General features: G+C 69.2%; 15 protein-coding genes. 8 read left to right on the top strand and 7 right to left on the bottom strand.

Going from position 1 to position 20,922, the window contains the following annotated elements; translation table 11 throughout:
- Positions 1-64: 64 nt before the first annotated feature.
- Entirely contained in the window at positions 65-808 is a 744-nt protein-coding gene (gpmA, locus tag R2APBS1_RS18235) for a 2,3-diphosphoglycerate-dependent phosphoglycerate mutase (RefSeq protein ID WP_015449065.1), read from the top strand.
- A 201-nt stretch (positions 809-1,009) separates the two neighbouring features.
- Positions 1,010-1,543, top strand: a complete 534-nt coding sequence (locus tag R2APBS1_RS18230; RefSeq protein ID WP_015449064.1) for a CcdC protein domain-containing protein — start codon at positions 1,010-1,012, stop codon at positions 1,541-1,543.
- A 22-nt stretch (positions 1,544-1,565) separates the two neighbouring features.
- On the opposite strand, the gene R2APBS1_RS18225 is transcribed toward R2APBS1_RS18230, so the two are convergent.
- The 3 genes from R2APBS1_RS18225 to R2APBS1_RS18215 form a co-directional block, all read right to left on the bottom strand.
- Positions 1,566-3,371 carry a putative bifunctional diguanylate cyclase/phosphodiesterase gene (locus tag R2APBS1_RS18225; protein WP_015449063.1) on the bottom strand — a complete coding sequence of 602 codons (1,806 nt, stop codon included), beginning with the start codon at positions 3,369-3,371 and terminating at the stop codon, positions 1,566-1,568.
- 84 nt (positions 3,372-3,455) lie between these two features.
- The gene (gene zapE / locus R2APBS1_RS18220; RefSeq protein WP_015449062.1) at positions 3,456-4,571 is read right to left on the bottom strand and encodes a cell division protein ZapE; all 1,116 of its coding nucleotides are present in this window, start codon (positions 4,569-4,571) and stop codon (positions 3,456-3,458) included.
- 38 nt (positions 4,572-4,609) lie between these two features.
- Complete coding sequence (locus R2APBS1_RS18215; RefSeq protein WP_027484071.1) at positions 4,610-5,299, bottom strand: alpha/beta hydrolase; 690 nt, start codon at positions 5,297-5,299, stop codon at positions 4,610-4,612.
- Between the two features lie 48 nt (positions 5,300-5,347).
- Between R2APBS1_RS18215 and R2APBS1_RS18210 the strand changes: the two genes are divergently transcribed.
- Positions 5,348-5,941: an acyl carrier protein phosphodiesterase gene (locus tag R2APBS1_RS18210; protein ID WP_015449060.1), complete on the top strand. Its 594-nt coding sequence runs from the start codon at positions 5,348-5,350 to the stop codon at positions 5,939-5,941.
- Between the two features lie 193 nt (positions 5,942-6,134).
- Here the strand turns inward: R2APBS1_RS18210 and R2APBS1_RS18205 are convergent, their stop codons facing one another.
- Complete coding sequence (locus R2APBS1_RS18205) at positions 6,135-6,656, bottom strand: c-type cytochrome (RefSeq protein ID WP_015449059.1); 522 nt, start codon at positions 6,654-6,656, stop codon at positions 6,135-6,137.
- A 490-nt stretch (positions 6,657-7,146) separates the two neighbouring features.
- Between R2APBS1_RS18205 and R2APBS1_RS18200 the strand changes: the two genes are divergently transcribed.
- The 5 genes from R2APBS1_RS18200 (at position 7,147) to R2APBS1_RS18180 (ending at position 16,032) form a co-directional block, all read left to right on the top strand.
- Positions 7,147-8,388 (top strand): efflux RND transporter periplasmic adaptor subunit, encoded by a 1,242-nt coding sequence (locus tag R2APBS1_RS18200; protein ID WP_015449058.1) that lies wholly within the window; start codon positions 7,147-7,149, stop codon positions 8,386-8,388.
- A 98-nt stretch (positions 8,389-8,486) separates the two neighbouring features.
- A complete protein-coding gene (locus R2APBS1_RS18195) occupies positions 8,487-11,726 on the top strand; it encodes an efflux RND transporter permease subunit (RefSeq protein ID WP_015449057.1) in 3,240 nt (1,079 codons plus the stop codon).
- A gap of 213 nt (positions 11,727-11,939) precedes the next feature.
- A complete protein-coding gene (locus tag R2APBS1_RS18190) occupies positions 11,940-15,074 on the top strand; it encodes an efflux RND transporter permease subunit (RefSeq protein ID WP_015449056.1) in 3,135 nt (1,044 codons plus the stop codon).
- A gap of 111 nt (positions 15,075-15,185) precedes the next feature.
- Complete coding sequence (locus tag R2APBS1_RS18185) at positions 15,186-15,482, top strand: LysM peptidoglycan-binding domain-containing protein (protein ID WP_007512329.1); 297 nt, start codon at positions 15,186-15,188, stop codon at positions 15,480-15,482.
- 16 nt (positions 15,483-15,498) lie between these two features.
- Complete coding sequence (locus R2APBS1_RS18180; RefSeq protein ID WP_007512327.1) at positions 15,499-16,032, top strand: hypothetical protein; 534 nt, start codon at positions 15,499-15,501, stop codon at positions 16,030-16,032.
- Between the two features lie 52 nt (positions 16,033-16,084).
- Here the strand turns inward: R2APBS1_RS18180 and R2APBS1_RS20590 are convergent, their stop codons facing one another.
- The 3 genes from R2APBS1_RS20590 to R2APBS1_RS18165 form a co-directional block, all read right to left on the bottom strand.
- Positions 16,085-16,714, bottom strand: a complete 630-nt coding sequence (locus tag R2APBS1_RS20590; RefSeq protein WP_015449055.1) for a HipA N-terminal domain-containing protein — start codon at positions 16,712-16,714, stop codon at positions 16,085-16,087.
- A complete protein-coding gene (locus tag R2APBS1_RS18170) occupies positions 16,711-17,025 on the bottom strand; it encodes a helix-turn-helix domain-containing protein (protein WP_015449054.1) in 315 nt (104 codons plus the stop codon). Before R2APBS1_RS18170 ends, R2APBS1_RS20590 begins: the two co-directional genes overlap by 4 nt.
- Before the next feature lie 418 nt (positions 17,026-17,443).
- The gene (locus R2APBS1_RS18165; protein WP_015449053.1) at positions 17,444-20,797 is read right to left on the bottom strand and encodes a DEAD/DEAH box helicase; all 3,354 of its coding nucleotides are present in this window, start codon (positions 20,795-20,797) and stop codon (positions 17,444-17,446) included.
- Positions 20,798-20,922: the final 125 nt, after the last annotated feature.

The following is a 20,922-nucleotide window of genomic DNA, read 5'->3' as shown; positions in this document are numbered from 1 at the left end:
GCATTTGACGCTGCCCGGGTCGACCGGCACCATTTCGCCTTTACATCTCATTGTTGGCGCCCCCATGCACAAGCTCGTCCTGATCCGCCACGGCCAATCGCAGTGGAACCTCGACAACCGTTTCAGCGGCTGGGCCGACGTCGACCTCACCGAGCAGGGCATGGCCGAGGCGCGCGAGGCCGGCCGCCTGCTGCGCGAGGGCGGCTATCATTTTGACGTGGCGCACACCTCGGTGCTCAAGCGCGCGGTGCGCACGCTGTGGGGCGTGCAGGACGCGATGGACCTGATGTGGATCCCGGTGCTCACCGACTGGCGCCTCAACGAGCGCCACTACGGCGGCCTCACCGGCCTGAACAAGGCCGAGACCGCGGCGAAATACGGCGAGGCGCAGGTGAAGATCTGGCGGCGCAGCTACGACATCCCGCCGCCGCCGCTGGAGCGCGACAAGAACGAATCGGTGCACGACCCGCGCTACGCGGCGCTCGACCCGAAGGACATCCCCGACACCGAATGCCTGAAGGACACCGTGGCCCGCGTGCTGCCGTACTGGCACGAGGTGCTGGCGCCGGCGATCAAGGCCGGCCAGCGCGTGCTGGTGGCCGCGCACGGCAATTCGCTGCGCGCGCTGGTGAAATACCTGGACGGCATCTCCGACCAGGCCATCGTCGAGCTGAACATTCCCAACGGCGTGCCGCTGGTGTACGAGTTCGACGAGGCGCTGCAGCCGCTCAGGCACTACTACCTCGGCGACGCCGAGGCGATCGCGGCGAAGATGGCCGCGGTGGCCAACCAGGGCAAGGCGAAGTAGCAAGCGACCGGCGCGGGGCGGCATGGGGCAACGCGAAGCGGACGGTGTGCGCCGGCCCTTCGGTCCGCCGCCATGTGGCGGCCGAGGCGGCGGACGGCGTCTGTCCTGCGGGTATTCGCTGCGGCGACGGGTGACAAACGTCAGTCGCCCGCGCCGGGCGGCCGCACTAAGCTGGCGACCGGCTCTCCCATGGACCACGCCATGCCTGCACATCTGACCAACTATCTCGTCATGTTGCCGATCCTCGCCTGGATGGTGTGGCGACGGGTCAGCCGGCAGTTCGGCCGCCAGCCGATCCGGCGCAAGCGGATGCTGTTCCGCATCGTGATGTTCGCGCTGATCGGCGGCCTGCTCGCGCTCAGCGGGCTGCACCGGCTTGCACTCGCCGAAGGCCTCGCCGGCGGTGTGTTGATCGGTGGCGCGATCGGCCTGCTCGGGCTGCGCCTGACCCGCTTCGAGGTCGATCCGGTCAAGGGCGACTGCTACGTGCCGAACCCGTGGATCGGCGCGCTGCTGACCGCGCTGCTGCTGGGCCGGCTGGCCTGGCGGATGCTGGTGGCGTGGCCGTCGATGCAGCAGGTGCCAGCCGACCCCGGCGCGATGCCGCCGATGGGCCATGCGCTCACGCCGCTGACCATGCTGGTGGTCGGTCTGCTGGTGGGCTACTACATCGCCTACTTCAGCGGTTTGCTGATCCATCACCGCCGGTTCCAGCGCGCCCACGCCGTGCCGTGAGCGGTTGCCGCGACGCGGCCGTTCAGCCGGGCAGGCGATCCGCCGGGGGCGGCGACGCGTGCTCGCGCAGCCAGCCGGCCACGTCCGCCGCCGGCAGCGGGTGGGCGATGTGGAAGCCCTGCACTTCGTCGCAAGCCATGCCGCGCACGGCTTCCAGTACGCGCCCGGTTTCCACCCCTTCCATCACCACGCGGAAACCCAGTTCGTGGGCCAGCGCCACCATCGAGCGCACCACCGCCGCGTCGTGCCGGCTGGCGTCGAGCCCGCACACCAGCGACTTGTCGATCTTCACGCAGCTGGCCGGCATCTGGCGCAGCGCGTCGAGGTTGCTGTAGCCGATGCCGAAATCGTCGATGGCGATGCCCACGCCGGCCTCGCGCAGTGCGGCCAGGTGGCAGCGGTTGGCGTCGCTGTGGCGCATCGCGGTGCTCTCGGTGAACTCCAGCTCCAGCCGCGCCAACGGCACCGCATGCCGCCGCGCCGCGGCGGTCAGGCGCGTCTCCAGGGTGGCGTCGAGGTCGGCGCTGGACACGTTCAGCGACAGCTGCACGTCGAGCCCGTCGCGCAACCATGCGGCCAGTTGCGCCAGGCCGTGGTCGAGCACCCAGTCGGTCAGCGAACGCATCAGCCCGGCCTGCTCGGCGAGCGGCACGAACACGCCGGGCGGCACCGCGCCGAGCGTGGGGTGGCGCCAGCGCGCCAGCGCCTCCAGCGCCACGCAGCGGCCGCTGGCCAGCTGCACGCGCGGCTGGTAGTGCAGTTCCAGCTCGGCGCGCTCGGACAGCGCGGCGGCCAGCTCGGTGACCAGGAAGAAATCCTGTCGCTGCCGTTCGTCCTGCGTGCGGTCGTACACGGCCCAGCCGCGCACGCTGTCCTGCGCGACGTGGGCGGCGTTCATCACGCGCCGCAGCGGGTCGCCGCCGCGCAGTTCGTGCGCCTCGACCTTGAGCAGGCCCACGCCGGGCTGCAGGGTGAGCGGCACGCCGAGGCAGTCGATCGGTTCGCGCAGCAGGGCCACGAATTCGTCCAGGCGCGCCGGCAGCAGTTCGTCGTGCGGGTGCGCGGGCAGCAGTGCCAGGCGCGCCGTGCCGACCTGGTAGAGCTGCATGCCCGGCGTCATCCACGCCTGCACCCGCGCCGCCACCGCGTGCATCAGCGCGTCGGCGTAGCTGTGCCCCATGGCCCGCACGAAGGCGTTGAAGCGCGCCACCGGCGCCACCTCGACGGCGAGCAGCCAGGCGGTGTCGTCCGCGCCCGGCAGGTGCGTGTGCAGGTCGGCGAAGAACGCATTGCGGTGCGGCAGCCCGGTCGCCGGGTCGGTGCGGTCCAGGTAGTGGCGCAGCGCCGCGCCGGTGCCGGCCAGCGAGGCGGCGTCGCGCAGCGCATTGCGTTCGCCGGCGTGGAGCGGCGGATGCGGGCGCCGGTCCACGGCAAACAGCGCGCCCAGCAACTGGCCGTTCAGCGCGAACACCGGCTCGCAGGCGAAGAAGCCGATCACGGCGTGCGCCGGATCGGCGTCGACCGGCAGGAAGCGGGCATCGTCGCGCGCATCGTGCACAACCTCGGCGACACCGCGGCGCGTGGCCTGCCGGCAGGCGGCCAGCAGCATGCCGTCCAGGCGGATCGGGTCGCCGTGGCCGGGCGGGGTGTACCAGAACGCACTGCCGTCGGCCAGCAGCAGCGCCACCAGCGGCGTGCCCAGCGTGGTGGCTGCCAGCCGCGCCACGGCGTCGAAACCGGGCAGGGCATGCGGTTCGGCGTCGCCGGCCGGCCACGCGATGCCGGCGCCCGCGCGGGAACTCGCGAGCGATCCCTGCGTCATCTTCATCGTCCCCTCCCGTGCGCGACAGCGTGCTGCCAGCGGTTGCAGGCTACTGCGGCGGTGGCGGGGGAGCAATGCGCCGGTGGCGGATCACTCGGGCCGATGCTCCAGCGCCAGGTAGGCCTCGCTCTGCATCTCGATCAGGCGCGATTCGGTGCGGCCGAACTCGGCGCGCAGGCGTTCGCCGTCATACAGCTCGGTGATCGACGCGGCGGCGGTGAGCACCAGCTTGACGTGGCGGTCGTAGAATTCGTCGACCAATTGCACGAAGCGCTTCGCCGCGTCCTCGCTGTAGACGGTGAATTGCGGGACGTTGGCGACGATCACCGTCGGCCCGGCCTTGGCCAGCGCGATGTAGTCGGCCACCGCGCGCGGGCCTTCGCACAGCGCGGCGAACTCGAACCAGACGATCTCGTCGTCGCGCTTGACGAACGGAATGTCGCGACCGTTGACGTGCAGGTTGCCGTTTTCCTGCACGCCGCCGCGGGCCTGGCTGGCGAAGATGCGCTCCAGCGCGCGATGCGCCTCGGCGCCGGGCGGGGTGAGGTAGACCGGCGCCTGGGTCAGCGCGCGCAGGCGCCAGTCGTGCGCGGAGGCCATCTCGACCACGTGGCAATGTTCCTCGATCAGCGCGATCGCGGGCAGGAAGCGGGCGCGCTGCAGGCCGCCCTTGTACAGGTTGGCCGGCGCGGTGTTCGAGGTGGTGACCAGGGTCACGCCGCGCGCGAACAGCGCGTCGAGCAGGCCCGAGAGGATCATCGCGTCGCCGATGTCGTTGACCAGGAACTCGTCCAGGCACAGCACGCGGCAGCGCGCGGCGAGGCCGGCGGCCACCTCGACCAGCGGGCTCTGCCGCTCGCCCAGCGCGCGCAGGTGCTCGTGCAGCTCACCCATGAAGCGGTGGAAGTGCCGGCGCAGCACCACGCCGTGCGGCAGGCTGGCGGCGAACAGGTCCATCAGGAAGGTCTTGCCGCGGCCCACCGTGCCCCACAGGTACAACCCCGGCACGGCCGCCGGCGGCTCGTTGCCGAGCAGCGATTTCAGCCGGCCGAGCAGGCCGTTGCCGTTCGCCGGTTCGGTGCACAGTGCCGCATGCATGCGGTCGAATTCCGGCAGCAGCGCCAGCTGGGTCGGGTCGGACTCCCAGCGGTGCGCGGCGACGCCTTCGAGATAGCGCGCCGTGGGCGCCAGTGAGGGTTCACTCATGGGACGGACAGGTCTTGGCAGGGAGTGGCTGGTGCGCCTCAGGCATGCCGCTTCGGCGGCAACCAGCCGTGCACCGCATGCTTGATCGCGCCGCGCAGGTCCATCAGCCGGCGGTGGAAGAAGTGGCTGGTCTCGGGCATGCGCACCAGCTCGGGCCGGTGTGCCAGCGTCTCGACCCAGTCGAATACCGCCTGCGGCTCGACGATCTCGTCGGCCTCGCCCTGCACGATCAGCCACGGGCAGCGCGGCAACTCGACCGCGTCGAACGGCCAGCGCCCGACCGGTGGCGCGATGCTGACCAGCGCGTCGGCGTGCAGGCGCACCGCGTTGGCGATGCTCACGTAACTGCCGAACGAGAAGCCGGCCAGCCACAGCGCGTCGTCCGGGCGCATGCGACGCACCCAGTCCACCACCGCGGCCAGGTCGTCGCCTTCGCCGCGGCCCTTGTCGTAGTCGCCCTGCGACTCGCCGGCGCCGCGGAAGTTGAAGCGCACGGTGTCCAGCCCGGATTCGCGCAGCGCGCGCTCGGCCATCGTCACCACCTTGTTGTGCATGCTGCCGCCCTCGATCGTGAGCGGGTGGCAGATCACCGCCACGCCGCGGCGCGCGCAGGCCGCTTCGGCGACGTCGCTGATCGCCTCCAGCTTGCCGGCGGGGCCGTCGAGCATGAAACTGGCGGCCACATCCGGAAAGCCGGCAGGTGCGGTGGAGAGCTCGGTGGGAGTCATGCCCGTGATGATAACCGCCGGACGCATCGGCTGCCGCGGGCGGCGCCGATGAACCACCTGGCGCACGCGCTGCTGGCCGGCGACGACGAAGCCCTGCAGCTGGGCGGGATGCTGGGCGATTTCGTGCGCGGCCCGCCGGACGCGGTCCTGTTACCGCCGCGGGTGATCGCCGGGATCCGCCTGCACCGGGCGATCGATGCGTACACCGACGCCCATCCCGAGGTGCTCGCGGCCAAGGTGCTGCTGCCCCCGCCGTACCGCCGCTACGCGGGGATCCTGCTGGACATGTGGTTCGACCGCTGCCTGGCGCGGGATTTTCCGCAGTGGAGCGCGCAGCCGCTGGCGGAGTATTCGCTGGCCCTGCGCGCGCTGCTGTGGCGGCAGGACGCCTTGTTGCCGCCGGCGCTGCGGCGCTTCCGCGGCTACATGGAGACGCATGGCCTGCCGGCGGCGTACACCGACGACGCCGTGTTCGGCGACGCGCTGGGCGGCATCGGGCAGCGCCTGAGCCGCGCCAACCCGCTGGCCTCGGCGTTGCCGCTGCTGCTGCAGCGCGAGGCGGAGCTGCAGGGGCGCTTCGCGGCGTTCTTCCCGCAGCTGCGGGAGTTCGCGCGGGCGTGGGTCGAGGAGCATGCGGAGTGAGTTTGCCTCCTTCCCGCGCGAAGCCAGGGAAGGGGAAAACGAAAACGCTGCCCAGGGTGGCTTTGGTTTTTGTTTTGGTGGGGCGGGCGGAGCCCCGTACCCTCTCCCCAACCCTCTCCCGAGGGGGGAGGGGGTAAACGAAAACGCCGCCTGGAGGGCGGCGTTTGGCGAAAGCTTGTTGGATCAGGCGAAGTTACTTCGCCTGATCGGTCAGCCAGTGCACGGCGTTGGTCACCTGTTCGGTGGTGAGCGCCGGGTTGCCGCCCTTGGGCGGCATGAAATTGCCGTCCGGGCCGTGGTAGCCATCGATCGCGTGCTTGACCAGGGTGTCGATGCCCTGCGCCAGGCGCGGACCCCACATGGCCTTGTCGCCGGTCTTCGGCGCGCCGGCGACGCCGGAGGCGTGGCAGCTGGTGCACAGGTGGTCGTAGATCGCCTTGCCGTCGGTGGTGCCGCCGTAGGCGACCTGCGAGGCGGCCGCCTTGGCGGCGGCGTCGGCGGCGGCCTGCATGGCGGCGCGGCCGGTGTTGCCGGCGTAGACGGCGCCGTCCGGCGCGAGCCGCGCGGCAACGCGGGCCGGCTGGTTCGGGTTGGTTTCCTTCGGCTCGTGCTCGTGGATCGCCAGCGCCGCGAGGATCAGCACCACGGTCAGCACGACCAGGCCGCCGATCATGATCGAAAACTGGCGCAAGACGCTCTGGTCGGATTTGCTCATGGAACCGCTCACGCACGTACTCCTGTCAGAGGGCGGCGGAACGCCACGATGGCTCCGACCTGCCTGGATAGTCTGTTGCTGTCGCACCGGTCCGATGCAGGCGCCCCGGCATGGCTCGCCGCGAGTGAGTGCACGGCGCGGATCGTGCTTGCCGTCCGCGCCCGGTTCGGGGCAGGGCAGGCAACCAGTCGGCGATTATAAACGAAGCGCGTGACAAGTTTCAGGCCCCCCGTGGCGACCTGTGGCGACGGAAGGGTGGTCGCGGCCGCCCGTCCGGCGCCTGCGAATGGCCGTGCGGCGGGCGTCGCCCCTGCCATCGGTCATGCCGCACCCCTGTCAACCGGCATTGTTCAAGTTCGTTCAACTGCCCCTATGCTTGCCCTACCTTGAGCTACATGCCGGCAAGGCCCGGCGCGTGTCCGTGGTTTCGCAGAGACGTGCGGCGCGCCGCGTGTCGGTGGTGCCGCACCGTTCAATCCAGGAGTTTTACATGTCGCGTTTTTGGAAGATCGCGTTGATCGTCGTTGCCGTGATCGTGGTGGCCGCGGTGGGCTTTCGCCTGCTGCACAAGCCGGTCCCGGCCGGTTCCGCGCCGGTGTCGGCTGCCGCCAAGAACAAGGACGGCAAGGACGAGACGCCGCCGGTGCCGGTCACCGTGGTGCCGGTGGTCAAGCAGAACGTGCCGGTCTACCTGACCGCGCTGGGCACGGTGCAGGCGCTCAACACGGTCACCGTGAACCCGCAGGTGGGCGGCCAGCTGCTCAGCCTGGAGTTCAGCGAGGGCCAACCGGTCAAGAAGGGCCAGCTGCTGGCGCAGATCGACCCGCGCACCTACCAGGCCGCCTACGACCAGGCTGCGGCGAAGCAGCGCCAGGACCAGGCGCTGCTGGAGACGGCCAAGAGCAACCTGACGCGTAGCCAGGATCTGGCCGCCAAGGGCTACATTTCCAGGCAGGATCTGGACACCTTGCGCAACACCGCCGCGCAGTACGAGGCTGCGGTGGCCGCCGACGCGGCCAACGTGCGCGACACCCAGGTGCAGCTGAACTACACCCGCGTGCTGTCGCCGATCGACGGCCTTGCCGGCATCCGCGCGGTCGACCCCGGCAACGTGGTCACCACCGCCAGCGCGATCGTCACGCTGACCCAGCTGCACCCGATCAACGTGATGTTCACCCTGCCCGAGCAGAACCTCGACATGGTGCGCCGCGCCGCCGCGAAGGACGGCGCCGGGCTGCAGGTGACCGCGCTGGACCGCACCGACGCGCACCCGATCGCCAACGGCGGCGTGCTCAAGGTGGTCGACAACCAGATCGACACCAGCACCGGCACGTTCCGCCTGAAGTCGGAGTTCCCGAACGCGAACAACGAGCTGTGGCCGGGCCAGTTCGTCAACGTGCGGCTGCTGGTGAACACCGTCGACGGCGGCCTGGTGATCCCGGCGCAGGCGGTGCAGCGCGGGCCGGACGGCGACTACGTCTACCAGGTGCAGGCCGACAGTACGGTCAAGATGCAGCCGGTGACGGTGGCCGGCGAAGTGGGCGACAGCCACGTGATGATCGGCAATGGCCTCCAGGCCGGCGAGCGGGTGGTCACCGAGGGCCAGTTCCGGCTGAAGCCGGGCAGCAAGGTCAACGCGCTGAAGCCCGGCGAGGTGCCGGCGGCGCCGACTGCGGCCGAGCTGGAGAAAGCCAAGCAGGACAGCAAGGGTGGCGGCCGCCGTCGCGGCTGAGCGGCCGCGTGCCGGCCCGGCATGACGCCGCCGCGTGAACCCGGCCGCGTCCCGGCCATGATCGCGGCGGAAACCGCACTTACACGTCACGGATAGCCATGGGATTCTCGACCCTCTTCATTCGCCGCCCGATCGCCACCTCGCTGCTGATGGTGGCGGTGCTGCTGCTCGGCATTCTCGGCTACCGCCAGTTGCCGGTGTCCGCCTTGCCGGAGATCGAGGCGCCCAGCCTGGTGGTCAGCACGCAGTACCCGGGCGCCAGCGCCAGCACCATGGCGGCGCTGATCACCACGCCGCTGGAGCGCAACCTGGGGCAGATCTCCGGGCTCACCATGATGAGTTCGGACTCCTCCGCCGGGCTGTCCACGATCATCCTGCAGTTCTCGATGGACCGCGACATCGACATCGCCGCGCAGGACGTGCAGGCGGCGATCAACCAGGCCAAGGGCACGCTGCCGGGCAACCTGCCGTATCCGCCGGTGTACAACCGGGTGAACCCGGCCGACGCACCGATCCTCACCCTGAAACTCACTTCCGACAGCCGCCAGCTGCGCGAGGTGAACGACCTGGCCGACTCGATCATCGCGCAGAAGCTGTCGCAGGTGCAGGGCGTGGGCCTGGTCTCGATCGCCGGCAACGTGCGCCCCGCGGTGCGCGTGCAGGTGAACCCGGCGCAACTGTCCAACCTCGGCCTGACCATGGAAGACGTGCGCAGCGCGTTGACCCAGGCCAACGTCAACGCGCCCAAGGGCACGCTGAACGGCAAGACGCAGAGCTACTCGATCGGCACCAACGACCAGCTGAGCGACGCGGCCGAGTACAAGAACACCATCATCAGCTACAAGAACAACTCGCCGGTGCGCCTGTCCGACGTGGCGAACGTGGTCGACGGCGTGGAGAACGACCAGCTCGCCGCATGGGCGAACGGCCAGCCGGCGGTGCTGCTGGACGTGCGCCGCCAGCCCGGCGCGAACATCGTGCAGACGGTGGAGCAGATCCGCCGCGTGCTGCCCGAGTTGCGCGCGGCGCTGCCGGCCGACGTGCACCTGGACGTGTTCGCCGACCGCACGGTGACCATCCGCGCCTCGGTGCACGACGTCGAGTTCACCCTGATCCTCACCGTGTTCCTGGTGATCGGCGTGATCTTCGTGTTTCTGCGCCGGCTGTGGGCCACCATCATCCCGTCGGTGGCGGTGCCGCTGTCGCTGATGGGCACGTTCGGCGTGATGGCGTTCACCGGCATGTCGCTGGACAACCTCTCGCTGATGGCACTGACCGTGGCCACCGGCTTCGTGGTGGACGATGCGATCGTGATGATCGAGAACATCGTGCGCTACATCGAGCAGGGCAAGGACGGCAAGGAGGCGGCCGAGGTCGGCGCGAAGGAGATCGGCTTCACCGTGCTGTCGCTGACCGTATCGCTGGTGGCGGTGTTCCTGCCGCTGCTGCTGATGCCCGGCGTCACCGGACGGCTGTTCCACGAGTTCGCCTGGGTGCTCACGATCGCGGTGACCATCTCGATGCTGGTGTCGCTGACGCTGACGCCGATGATGTGCGCCTACCTGCTCAAGCCCGACCAGCTGCCGGAGGGCGACGACGCGCACGAGCGGCACGCCGCGGCCGGCAAGCGCACGGTGTGGTCGCGCACGGTCAGCCTGTACGAAAGCTCGCTGGACTGGGTGCTCGACCACCAGCGCCTGACCATGCTGGTGGCTGGCGCCGCGGTGGTGCTCACCGTGTTCCTGTACATCGTGATCCCCAAGGGCCTGCTGCCCGAGCAGGACACCGGCCTGATCACCGGCGTGGTGCAGGCCGACGACAACATCGCGTTCCCGCAGATGGAGGACCGCACCAAGGCGGTCGCCGAGGCGCTGCGCAAGGACCCGGCGGTGGCCGGCGTGGCCGCCTTCATCGGCGCCGGCACCATCAACCCCACGCTCAACCAGGGCCAGCTCTCGATCGTGTTGAAGGACCGCGGCGACCGCGCCGGCCTGGATGCGCTGCTGCCGCGGCTGCAGCACGCGGTCGCCGGCATTCCCGGCGTGGCGCTGTACCTGAAGCCGGTGCAGGACGTGACCCTGGACAGCCGCGTGGCCGCCACCGAATACCAGTATTCGCTGTCCGCGGTGAAGTCGTCGGAGCTGGCCGGCTACGCCAGCCAGATGACCCAGGCGATGCGCCAGCGGCCGGAGCTGGCCGACGTGGACAACAACCTGGCCGACAACGGCAACGCGCTGAAGCTGACCATCGACCGCGAGAAGGCCAGCCGCCTCGGCGTGCCGGTGCAGACCATCGACGACACCTTGTACGACGCGTTCGGCCAGCGCCAGATCTCCACCATCTTCACCCAGTTGAACCAGTACCGCGTGGTGCTGGAGGTGGCGCCGGAGTTCCGCAGCAGCGACGACCTGCTGACCAAGCTCACCGTGCGCGGCAACGGCAACGGCGCGCTCACCGGCTCGAACGCGACCAGCTTCGGCCAGCTGAAGTCGAGCAATTCGGCGACGCCCTCGGGCATCGGCAATACCGGCAACATCGGCTTCGAGATCGGCGCCGGCGGCAGCATCCCGCTGTCCTCGCTGGTCAGCGCGCAGGTGACCAGCGCGCCGCTGGTGGTCAGCCACCAGCAGCAGCTGCCGGCGGTGACGCTGGCGTTCAACGTGGCGCCGGGCTACTCGCTGTCCGATGCGGTGGCGGCGATCCACCAGGTCGAGGCGCAGCTGAACTTCCCGCCGCAGATCCGCGGCGAGTTCGTCGGCAAGGCGGCCGAGTTCACCTCCTCGCTGGGCGACGAGGTGCTGTTGCTGCTGGCCGCGATCGTGGTGATCTACATCGTGCTGGGCGTGCTGTACGAGAGCTACATCCACCCGCTGACGATCATCTCCACGCTGCCGCCGGCCGGCGTCGGCGCGCTGCTGGCGCTGATCCTGTGCGGCATGAGCCTGTCGGTGGACGGCATCGTCGGCATCGTGCTGCTGATCGGCATCGTGAAGAAGAACGCGATCATGATGATCGACTTCGCGATCGAGGCGCGCCGCACCGGCCTCAACGCGCGCGAGGCGATCCGCCGCGCCTGCCTGCTGCGCTTCCGCCCGATCATGATGACCACCGCCGCGGCCATGCTCGGCGCGTTGCCGCTGGCATTGGGCAACGGCATCGGCGCCGAGCTGCGCCGGCCGCTGGGCGTGTCGATCGTCGGCGGCCTGCTGCTGTCGCAGCTGGTCACGCTGTACACCACGCCGGTGATCTATCTGTACATGGAGCGCTTCTCCGACTGGCTGGCCGAACGCCGCGAGCGGCGCGCGCTGGCCCAGGCCCAGGCCAGCAACGCGGCGTGACTGGCAGCGCCCGACGTCCCGGCCAGAAGCACCCCTCCCAACCTCCCCCTGCTGTGCAGGGGGAGGAGCCGTGCTTTGCTCCCTCCCCTGCTCGCAGGGGAGGGTCGGGGTGGGGTCGCTCTTCGCGCCGCCGCGCGATCAACCTTTTCGCGGCCCGCGCGTTGAGGGTGGGATGATCAGCCCGCTTCGCCCATCCCCGCTTTCGTCGATCGCATGAACCTCTCCGGCACCTTCATCCGCCGCCCGATCGGCACCTCGCTGCTGGCGATCGGCCTGTTCGTGGGCGGCATGATCGGCTACTTCCTGCTCGGCGTGGCGGCGCTGCCGAACATGCAGTTCCCGGCGATCTTCGTGCAGGCCAGCCAGGCCGGCGCGGACGCCAGCACGATGGCGTCCACCGTGGCCGCACCGCTGGAACGGCACCTGGGCCAGGTGCCCGGCATCGAGACGATGCGCTCGTCCAGTTCCGAGGGCCGCACCTTCGTCTTCATGATGTTCCGCAACGGCACCGACCTGGATTCCGCCGCGCGCGACGTGCAGGCGGCGATCAACTCGGCGGCGCCGGATCTGCCCAGCGGCCTCAACGGCGCGCCCAGCTACCAGAAGGCGAACCCGAACGACGACCCGATCATCGCGCTGGCGCTGACTTCGGCCACGCAGTCGGCGGCCGACCTGTACAACCTGTCCGACACCCTGCTGGCGCAGCGGCTGCGCCAGTTGCCGGGCGTGTCGTCGGTGGAGATCGCCGGCGCTGCCACACCGGCGATCCGCGTCGACGTGAACCTGCGCGCGCTGAACGCGATGGGGCTGTCGCCCGACCAGCTGCGCAACGCGCTGAGCGCGGCCAACCTGACTTCGCCGGAGGGCTTCCTGTCCAACGGCAAGACCACCATGGCGATCAGCGCCACCACCCAGCTGCACAGCGCCGAGGACTTCGCCCGGCTGGTGATCGCCAGCCGCAACGGCACGCCGGTGCGGCTGGCCGATGTGGCGAAGGTCTACGCCGGCCAGCAGGACGCGTACCAGGCGGCCTGGTTCCACGGCAAGCCGGCCGTGCTGATGTACGTCTACAAGAAGGCCGACGCCAACGTCATCGCCACCGTCGACCTGGTCAGGGATCAGTTGCCGTTGCTGCGCGACTACCTGCCGCCGGCCACCGTGCTGACCCCGTTCTTCGACGGCACGCCGACCATCCGCGCCTCGCTGCACGAGGTGCAGGCCACGCTGCTGATCTCGCTGGCGATGGTGATCCTGGTGATGGCGCTGTTCCTGCGCCGGCTGGCGCCCACCCTGATCGCCGCGGTGGCGGTGCCGCTGTCACTGGCCGGTGCGTTCGTGGTGATGTACATCCTCGGCTACACGCTGAACAACCTCACCCTGCTGGCGCTGGTGATCGCGATCGGCTTCGTGGTCGACGATGCGATCGTGGTGATCGAGAACATCATCCGGCACATCGACGCGGGCATGTCGCGCATGCAGGCCACCCTCGCCGGCGCGCGCGAGATCGGCTTCACCATCGTCTCGATCACCGCCTCGCTGATCGCCGTGTTCATCCCGCTGCTGTTTGCCGGCGGCGTCACCGGCATGTTCATGCACGAGTTTTCGGTGACCCTGGTGGCGGCGATCGTGGTCTCGGCGCTGGTCTCGCTGACGCTGACGCCGGCGCTGTGCGGGCGCTTTCTCAACGGGCATGCCGCGAAGGAAAAGACGCAGCCGTCGCGGCGCGCGCGCGCGCTGGACGGTTTCCACGCCGGCATGCTGCGCGTGTACACCCGCGCGTTGAACTTCTCGCTGCGCCACGCGCTGCTGTTCTCGCTGACCCCGTTAGTGCTGATCGTGGTCACCTTTTATTTGTTCGGCGTGGTCAAGACCGGCCTGTTCCCGGCGCAGGACACCGGCCTGATCTGGGGCCGCGCCAGTTCCAGCGCCACCGTCTCGTTCGCCGAAAGCAGGCAGCGGCTGGAGCGGCTCACCACCATGCTGATGGCCGACCCCGACGTCGCCACCGTGGGTTCGCGCCTGGGCAGCAGCCGGCAGGGCACCAGCGGCTCGTTCAACATCGACCTGAAGACCCGCGCCGAAGGCCGCCAGGACGACACCTTCGCGGTGCTCGCGCGGCTCAGCGCGAAGGCCGCGAACTATCCCGACCTCAACCTGCGCCTGCGCCCGGTGCAGGACCTGCCCAGCGGCGGTGGCGGCGGCACCAGCCAGGGCGCGCAGTACCAGGTCTCGCTGCAGGGCAACGACCTGGCCAGCCTGCAGGAATGGCTGCCGAAACTGCAGACCGAGCTGAAGAAGAACCCGAAGCTGCGCGACGTCGGCACCGACGTCGACGAGGCCGGCCTGCGCCAGAACATCGTGATCGACCGCGACAAGGCCGCGCGCCTGGGCGTGTCGATCGGCGCCATCGACGGCGCGCTGTACGACGCGTTCGGCCAGCGCCAGGTGTCCACCATCTACTCGGACATCAACCAGTACCAGGTGGTGGTCAACGCGCTGCCCGAACAGACCGCCACGCCGGAGGCGCTCAACCGCATCTACGTGCGCTCCGGCAGCGGCCGGATGATTCCGATCACCGCGTTCGCGCAGCAGCAGCCGGGGCTGGCGCCCTCGCAGATCACCCACGAAAACCAGTACACCACGATGGACCTGAGCTTCAACCTCGCGCCGGGCGTGAGCATGGGTGAGGCAATGGCGGTGATCCAGGCCACCGTGAAGAACATGCGCATGCCCGGTGACATCCGCGTGCAGATGGGCAACGACTTCCGTCGCTTCCAGCAGTCGCAGAGCGGCATGGGCTGGCTGATCCTGGCCGCCGTACTCACCGTCTACATCGTGCTCGGCATGCTGTACGAGAACCTGATCCACCCAATCACCATCCTGTCCACCCTGCCGGCCGCCGGCGTGGGCGCGCTGCTGGCGCTGTGGATCACCGGCACCGAGCTGTCGGTGGTGGCGCAGATCGCGCTGGTGCTGTTGATCGGCATCGTCAAGAAGAACGCGATCATGATGATCGACTTCGCCCTGGTCGCCCAGCGCGAGCACGGCAAGAGCCCGCTGGAGGCGGCGCGCGAGGCGTGCACCGTGCGCTTCCGCCCGATCATGATGACCACCATGGTCGCCATCCTCGCCGCGCTGCCGATCGCCATCGGCCTCGGCGAAGGCAGCGAACTGCGCCGCCCGCTCGGTATCGCCCTGATCGGCGGCCTGCTGATCTCGCAAAGCCTGACCCTGCTCAGCACCCCGGCGCTGTACGTGGTGTTCTCGTGCCTCGCCGAGCGGCGCAAAGCGTGGTGGGCGCGGCGGCAGGGGCGCAAGCCCATGGTGGTCCGCCCGGGTATCGGCTGATCCGGTTGCCTGCCGCACGAGATCCGGCTGAATGCTATGCCAGAACGCTCACAGGCCGTTAACCGCGAGGCGGTTATCACGGACTTCCTGTTCCGGACGGAGTTGCGTGCGATGGGCAACGAGACCCCCAGGGCGGATTTTTCCAATGTGCAGGGTGGGGTGAAATCCACCGCGCCGGATGCGCCACCCAAGGCGGATTTCGGCAACGTGCAGTCGCAGGTCGGCTCCACCGCCGACCGACCCGCCACCTATACCGTGGTGGCCGGCGACAACCTGACGAAGATCGCGAAACACTTCTACGGCGACGCGAATGCATGGAAGGCGGTCTTCGACGCCAACCGCGACCAGCTTTCCGATCCGGACCGGATCAGGGTCGGCCAGGTCCTGAAGATTCCCGCCAAATCCTGAAGCAGGAGGCACCTCCATGAAGATGACTCGCCAACCCTTGATCCTTGCCGCATTGCTGGCCGCGACGGTGGTGCTGGGCGCCTGTGGCAAGAAAGACAACGAATCGGCGGCGCCGGCGCCGTCCACGGCACCGCCTCCGGCGGCAACGGCCATGACGCCCGCCACCCCACCGGCGCCTGCGCCGGCCGCCACCGCACCGATGGCGATGAACAACGGTGCGCCATTGGCCGTCACGGTCGGCGCGGTGGAGCTGGGCTCCACGGTCGACGCCAACCACAAGATCCTCGCCAGCGGCACCAGCTTCGCGCCGAAGGACACCATCTACGCCTCGGTCGACACCGGCGGCAGCGGTACCGCCACGCTGGCGGCGAAATGGACCTACCAGGATGGCCAGGTGGTGCACGAGGACAGCAAGACGCTCAATGCGATGGGTCCGGAGACCACCGCCTTCATGATCAGCAAGCCCGACGGTTTCCCGGCCGGCAACTACAAGGTGGACATCTCGCTGGACGGCAAGCAGGTCGCCAGCAAGGATTTCACGGTCAAATAAGTTGCGAGAAGGCACAGAGGCGTGAGTAAAGCGCGACCCCGCCGCGCTTTACTCACGCACTAGCGCATATGCGCCGCGTCTGCCTGGAACCGCGGTCCGCCCGTGTGCGGGAGAACTGCTCGACCATAACCGCGTAGCTGGCGCGGAATGGCGTTATCCGGTTGGGTGAGAGTCTTGCTTGGCTATTCTGTGAGGCCGCAGCTCTTCGCTGCGGATCACCGTCGACGCCCGCAAACGCCGCCGCCGCCGCCCACCTTGCTTCAATGAGGCCGCAGCTCTTCGCTGCGGTTTGGCGAAGGCGCAAGGCGCCCATGCGCGTGCAGTCATCAACGCCCGTCAGGAAGTCCCACTCGGAGAGACGCCGCAGGCGCCGCTTCGCTTCGCGCGCCTCCAGTGCCTCACGCCGCTCCATCAGCATGCGGCCCCAGCGATCCGGCGAAATGTCGCGGAAGATGCCGAACAAGGCCTGCTCGCGCGCAGGCCACGACGGTCCGGCGACCAGGGGCAGGTCGGGCGCGATGGCCACGCTCCGTCGTCGTTCGATATAGTCGCGGTGGTAAGCGAAGCTGATCGCCTCGCTGCCACCGTGCCGCTCGCAACGCAAGCTGCCGATGGCTATGGTTGGCCCGAGCGTGGCGTCGTCCAGCACCACGTCCAGTACGGTTTCCGAGCGCGCACTCACGACTTGCGCCTGCCGCGCGGCGCACCCACCTGTCGAATGTCCTGCAGGCGGCGGCCGAGTTCGTCCTCCTTGGCCAGCAGGTCGAGGTCGTGATCCAGCCCCAGCACCTCCATCGCCCGCAACAAGGTGGCCAGACTGCTCGAACCTTCGCCTTGTTCCAGCTTGCGCAAAGTGGGCAACGACACGTCGGCCCGCGCCGCCAGCGCCGCCTGCGTCATGCGCCGCCGCAAGCGAGCAGCGCGCAACCGGGCGCCGAGCGCTGTCAGACGCTCGGCGGCGGCCGGAAAGATGGGTGGGGTGCGCTTTGGCATGGAAAATAAACTAGTTATTTAAGGTATATATAGCAAGTTTATTTCCTTTCCCCTGTGGGGTGTGGACTGGTAGCAACTTGATGGCTGAAGGCGTCGGGGTCACGTGAGGCGCGCTACAAGGGCCTAGCGGAGGATGGCGCGCAGATAACGATGCTGTTCGCGCCGGTCAATCTGTGGATGGTGCGCAGAACGTTGATGCAGGCAGCGTACGGTTACTGTGCCCGCAGCGGCCCGAAAGGGCGCGCCGTGGCGCAAAGGGGGCGGCATGCGGTCATCAAGACGAGTACTTTTTGCCCAGGCAGGAGCCCATCGCGCACGGAATCGACCGGAAGGCAGTTGGTCAGACCATCCCTAGATGTGCGAGGCATGGGAGTGCACCTCCATGTTTGATGACTGCTGATTGAGCGAAGCACGCCCGCTACATCCCCCCGAACAACGCCTCCAGATCCTTCTCGTCAAACCGCAGTCGCGTGCTGGCGCCGCCGCCTTCGAGCACGGCGCGGGCGAGCTCGGCCTTGCGGCCCTGCATGGCCTGGATCTTTTCTTCCACTGTGTCCTTGCAGATCAGGCGGTAGACGAAGACCGGCTTGTCCTGGCCGATGCGGTGGGCACGGTCGGTGGCTTGCGCTTCCACGGCGGGGTTCCACCAGGGGTCGTAATGGATCACGGTGTCCGCGGCGGTGAGGTTGAGGCCGACGCCGCCGGCTTTCAGGCTGATCAGGAACAGCGGCACGTTGCCTTGCTGGAAGCGCTTGACCAGGGCGGTGCGTTCGCGCGCCGGGGTCTGCCCGGTGAGGGTCTGGTGGGCGACGCCGCGTTTGTGCAGGGCCGCTTCGATCAGGCTGAGCATTTCGGTGAACTGCGAGAACAGCAGTACGCGGCGGCCGTCGGCGAGCAGGCCGTCGAGCAGTTCCAGCAGGGCGTCGAGTTTGGCGCTGGTCTTGACCTTCTTCGCGCTGGCGAGCTTGACCAGGCGCGGGTCGCAGCAGGCCTGGCGCAGTTTCAGCAGGGCGTCGAGCACGACGATGCCGCTCTGCGCCAGGCCGCGTTCGGCCACCGCCTGGCGCACGCGCTCGTGCTGGGCCAGGCGCAGGGTTTCGTACAAGGCGCGCTGGTCGTCTTCCAGCTCCAGCGTACGCACGATCTCGGTCTTGGGCGGCAGGTCGGTGAGCACGTCGTCCTTGCGCCGGCGCAGCAGCAGCGGACCGATGCGGCGGTTGAGCCGTTGCTGGCGATCGACGTCGCCATGTTTTTCGATCGGCGTGCGATACAGCCGGGTGAACTGGTGCTGGGAGCCGAGCAGGCCCGGTTCCACCGCGTCGAATTGCGCCCACAGTTCGCCCAGGTGGTTTTCCAGCGGCGTGCCGGTCATCGCCAGCCGGCGCGTGGCGGGGATTTCGCGTACCACGCGCGCAGCCTGGCTTTTCGCGTTCTTGATCGCCTGCGCCTCGTCCAGCACCAGCAGGGCGAAGCGTTGCGCCAGCAGTTGTTCGCGATCGCGCGGCAGCAGCGGGTAGGTGGTGATGATCAGGTCGTGACTGGTGATCTCGTCGTAGCGATCGGCGCGCGCGATGCCGTGGATCACCAGCACCTTCAGCGCAGGCGCGAAGCGCGCGGCCTCGCTCTGCCAGTTGCCGACCAGACTGGTCGGAGCGACCACCAGTGCGGGTTGCTCCAATCGGCCGCGCTGCTTTTCGCCGAGGATGTGCGCCAGCACCTGCACCGTCTTGCCCAGGCCCATGTCATCGGCGAGGATGCCGCCAAGGCCCGCCGCACCGAGAAAGTCCAGCCAGGCCAGGCCTTCGCGCTGGTACGGGCGCAAAGTGGCCTTGAAGCTTTTCGGTGCCCTGGCGCTGCGCGTGGTGCGCTCGAGCAGGGCGAGCTGCGCGCGCAGCGCGTCGCCGCCGCGCCAGTACAGCTGGGCGTTGTCGGCCAGCGCCTGCAGCGTGCGTGCCTGGCTGCGATGCAGACGCAGCGCCTCGCCGCCTTCGAGCCATTCAAGCAGCGGCTCGATCAGCACACGCAGGCGTGCCAGCGGGATCTCGACGCTGCGGTTCTCGTCCACAGCAACGCGCCAGCTAGCGTCCCTGCTTTCGCGCGCGGGGGCGACGCGGGGAAAGGCCGGATCGGCCAGCACGCGGCGCAGGATCGGCAGCAGGTCGACGCGCTGGCCGCCAACGTCGATGCCCAGCGAGACGTCGAACCAGGCGTTGCCGCTGGGCTGGATGTCGGCGTGCCAGGCGTCGATGTCGACCAGTTCGTCGTGCGGGAAGCCGGCTTCGTATTCGATGCGGAAGCCGGCGGCGGCGAGCCGATCGATGCTCTCGCGCCAGTCGCGCGGCGCCAGCGGCGGCTTGCGCGGATGGGGGCGCAGCAGCACATCGTTGGCGGCGAAGTCGAGGCCGCGGGTGACGTACTCGTACAGGGCCGGGCCGCAGCGCATGGCGCCGAGCTGTTCCAGCAGCTGGACCGCCTGCTGCTCGGCCGGCAGGTCGCGATGGATTTCCCGCAGGCGGCCTTCGTGCAGACTTCGTTCGACGGCATGCTTGCGGGTGGCGGGTGGCAGGCGCACGCCGGCGTAGTCGAAGTCGACACGAGCGATGCCGATGTCGTGTGATTTTCCGGCCCATTTGCGCAGGGTGACGGAGCGCAGGCGCAGCACCGGCACCGGGCGCTCGCGCACGACCTCGACAGGGCCACGGTCGATCGGCTCGGGCAGCGTCGTGCCGCCGCGTTGCAGGCGCTGGCGCAGCGCGGCGACCTGCGGGGGTTGCAACACCGGTGCGTGCGGCAGGCGATCGAGCAGGTGCAGGTCGCCGTCGACGCGGCCGTAGCGCCCCTGCGCGGGCTGCACATACCACAGGCCGGCGCCGCGCAGCAGCACGCTGTCGCCGGCGTCGATCCGTGCGCGCAATTGCTGGCTGCCGTCGGTGGCCTCGTGCCAGTACAACTGCAGCGATTGCGGTTCGGCACGCTGCAACGGCGCCGAGCCGCGCTCGAACCAGACCGGGAAGTGCGCAAGCAGGTACTCCAGCGCCTGCTCCTCGTGGACGGCACGGATCGGTGCCCAGCGCTGGCTGCCGACCAGCACGTACTGGCGCGGAATCAATGTGGTCAGCGCGGCGGCGGCTTCGCTCGACCAGCCGCCGGGCGGGGTGGGCACCGCTCCGCGGCGGTCGTTCAGTTGCAGCGGCTGCGGGTCGACCAGCTCGTTGCCGCTGCGTCGCTTCGACGGGCGCAGCCACGCCGGCCAGGCCAGCAGGTCGGCGACCGGCGATCCGCCGCCGCCGCGCAGCATCACGCCGAAGCGGCGGTCCGGCTCGGCCTCGTGGCTGGGCGCGGGCGGCTGCAGTGTGCGCAGCCAGTCTTCCCACGAGGCCAGATCCGGGCTGCCGGTGTCGGGCGCGTCCGCTTCGTCGCGCGGCGCCTGCAGCCAGGCCGGTGTGGCGAGTGCTGCCGCCCGTACGACCTCGCCGGCCGCCACCATCAGCATGGCGGCGGCGTGTTTGCAGTCGACCCCGACCGGGCAACTGCAGTCGCAGTCCACGGTCAGCCACTCGCTGTGGTCGTGCACGTCCACCCGGCATTCGTATTGTTCGCCGTGGCTGCCATCCACCAGCGCGCTGAGCATCTGGACGCCGTTCTCGATGCGGCTGCGCAGTTTCGACACGCTGCCGTCTGCGGCATAGGCGCGGGCGCGTTCCAGCGTGCGGTCGCCAAAGTTCGAGCGCCATTCGGCGCGTTGCAGCAAGTGGGTGAGTTCGTTGTGCATGTACCGAGGAATCAAAAGCGTCCGGCAAACGCCGATTCTTGCATGCGGACCGCGGCGCCGGTGGCCCCATGTCGGCATTCGCGCGACAATGGAACATTGCCATCCGCGGTTCTGCCGCTCTTGCC

The organism is Rhodanobacter denitrificans, from assembly GCF_000230695.2.
In the GTDB taxonomy this organism is placed as follows: domain Bacteria; phylum Pseudomonadota; class Gammaproteobacteria; order Xanthomonadales; family Rhodanobacteraceae; genus Rhodanobacter; species Rhodanobacter denitrificans.
Note: the sequence above shows the minus strand (reverse complement) of the source record. Positions and strands in the feature narration are given on the sequence as shown.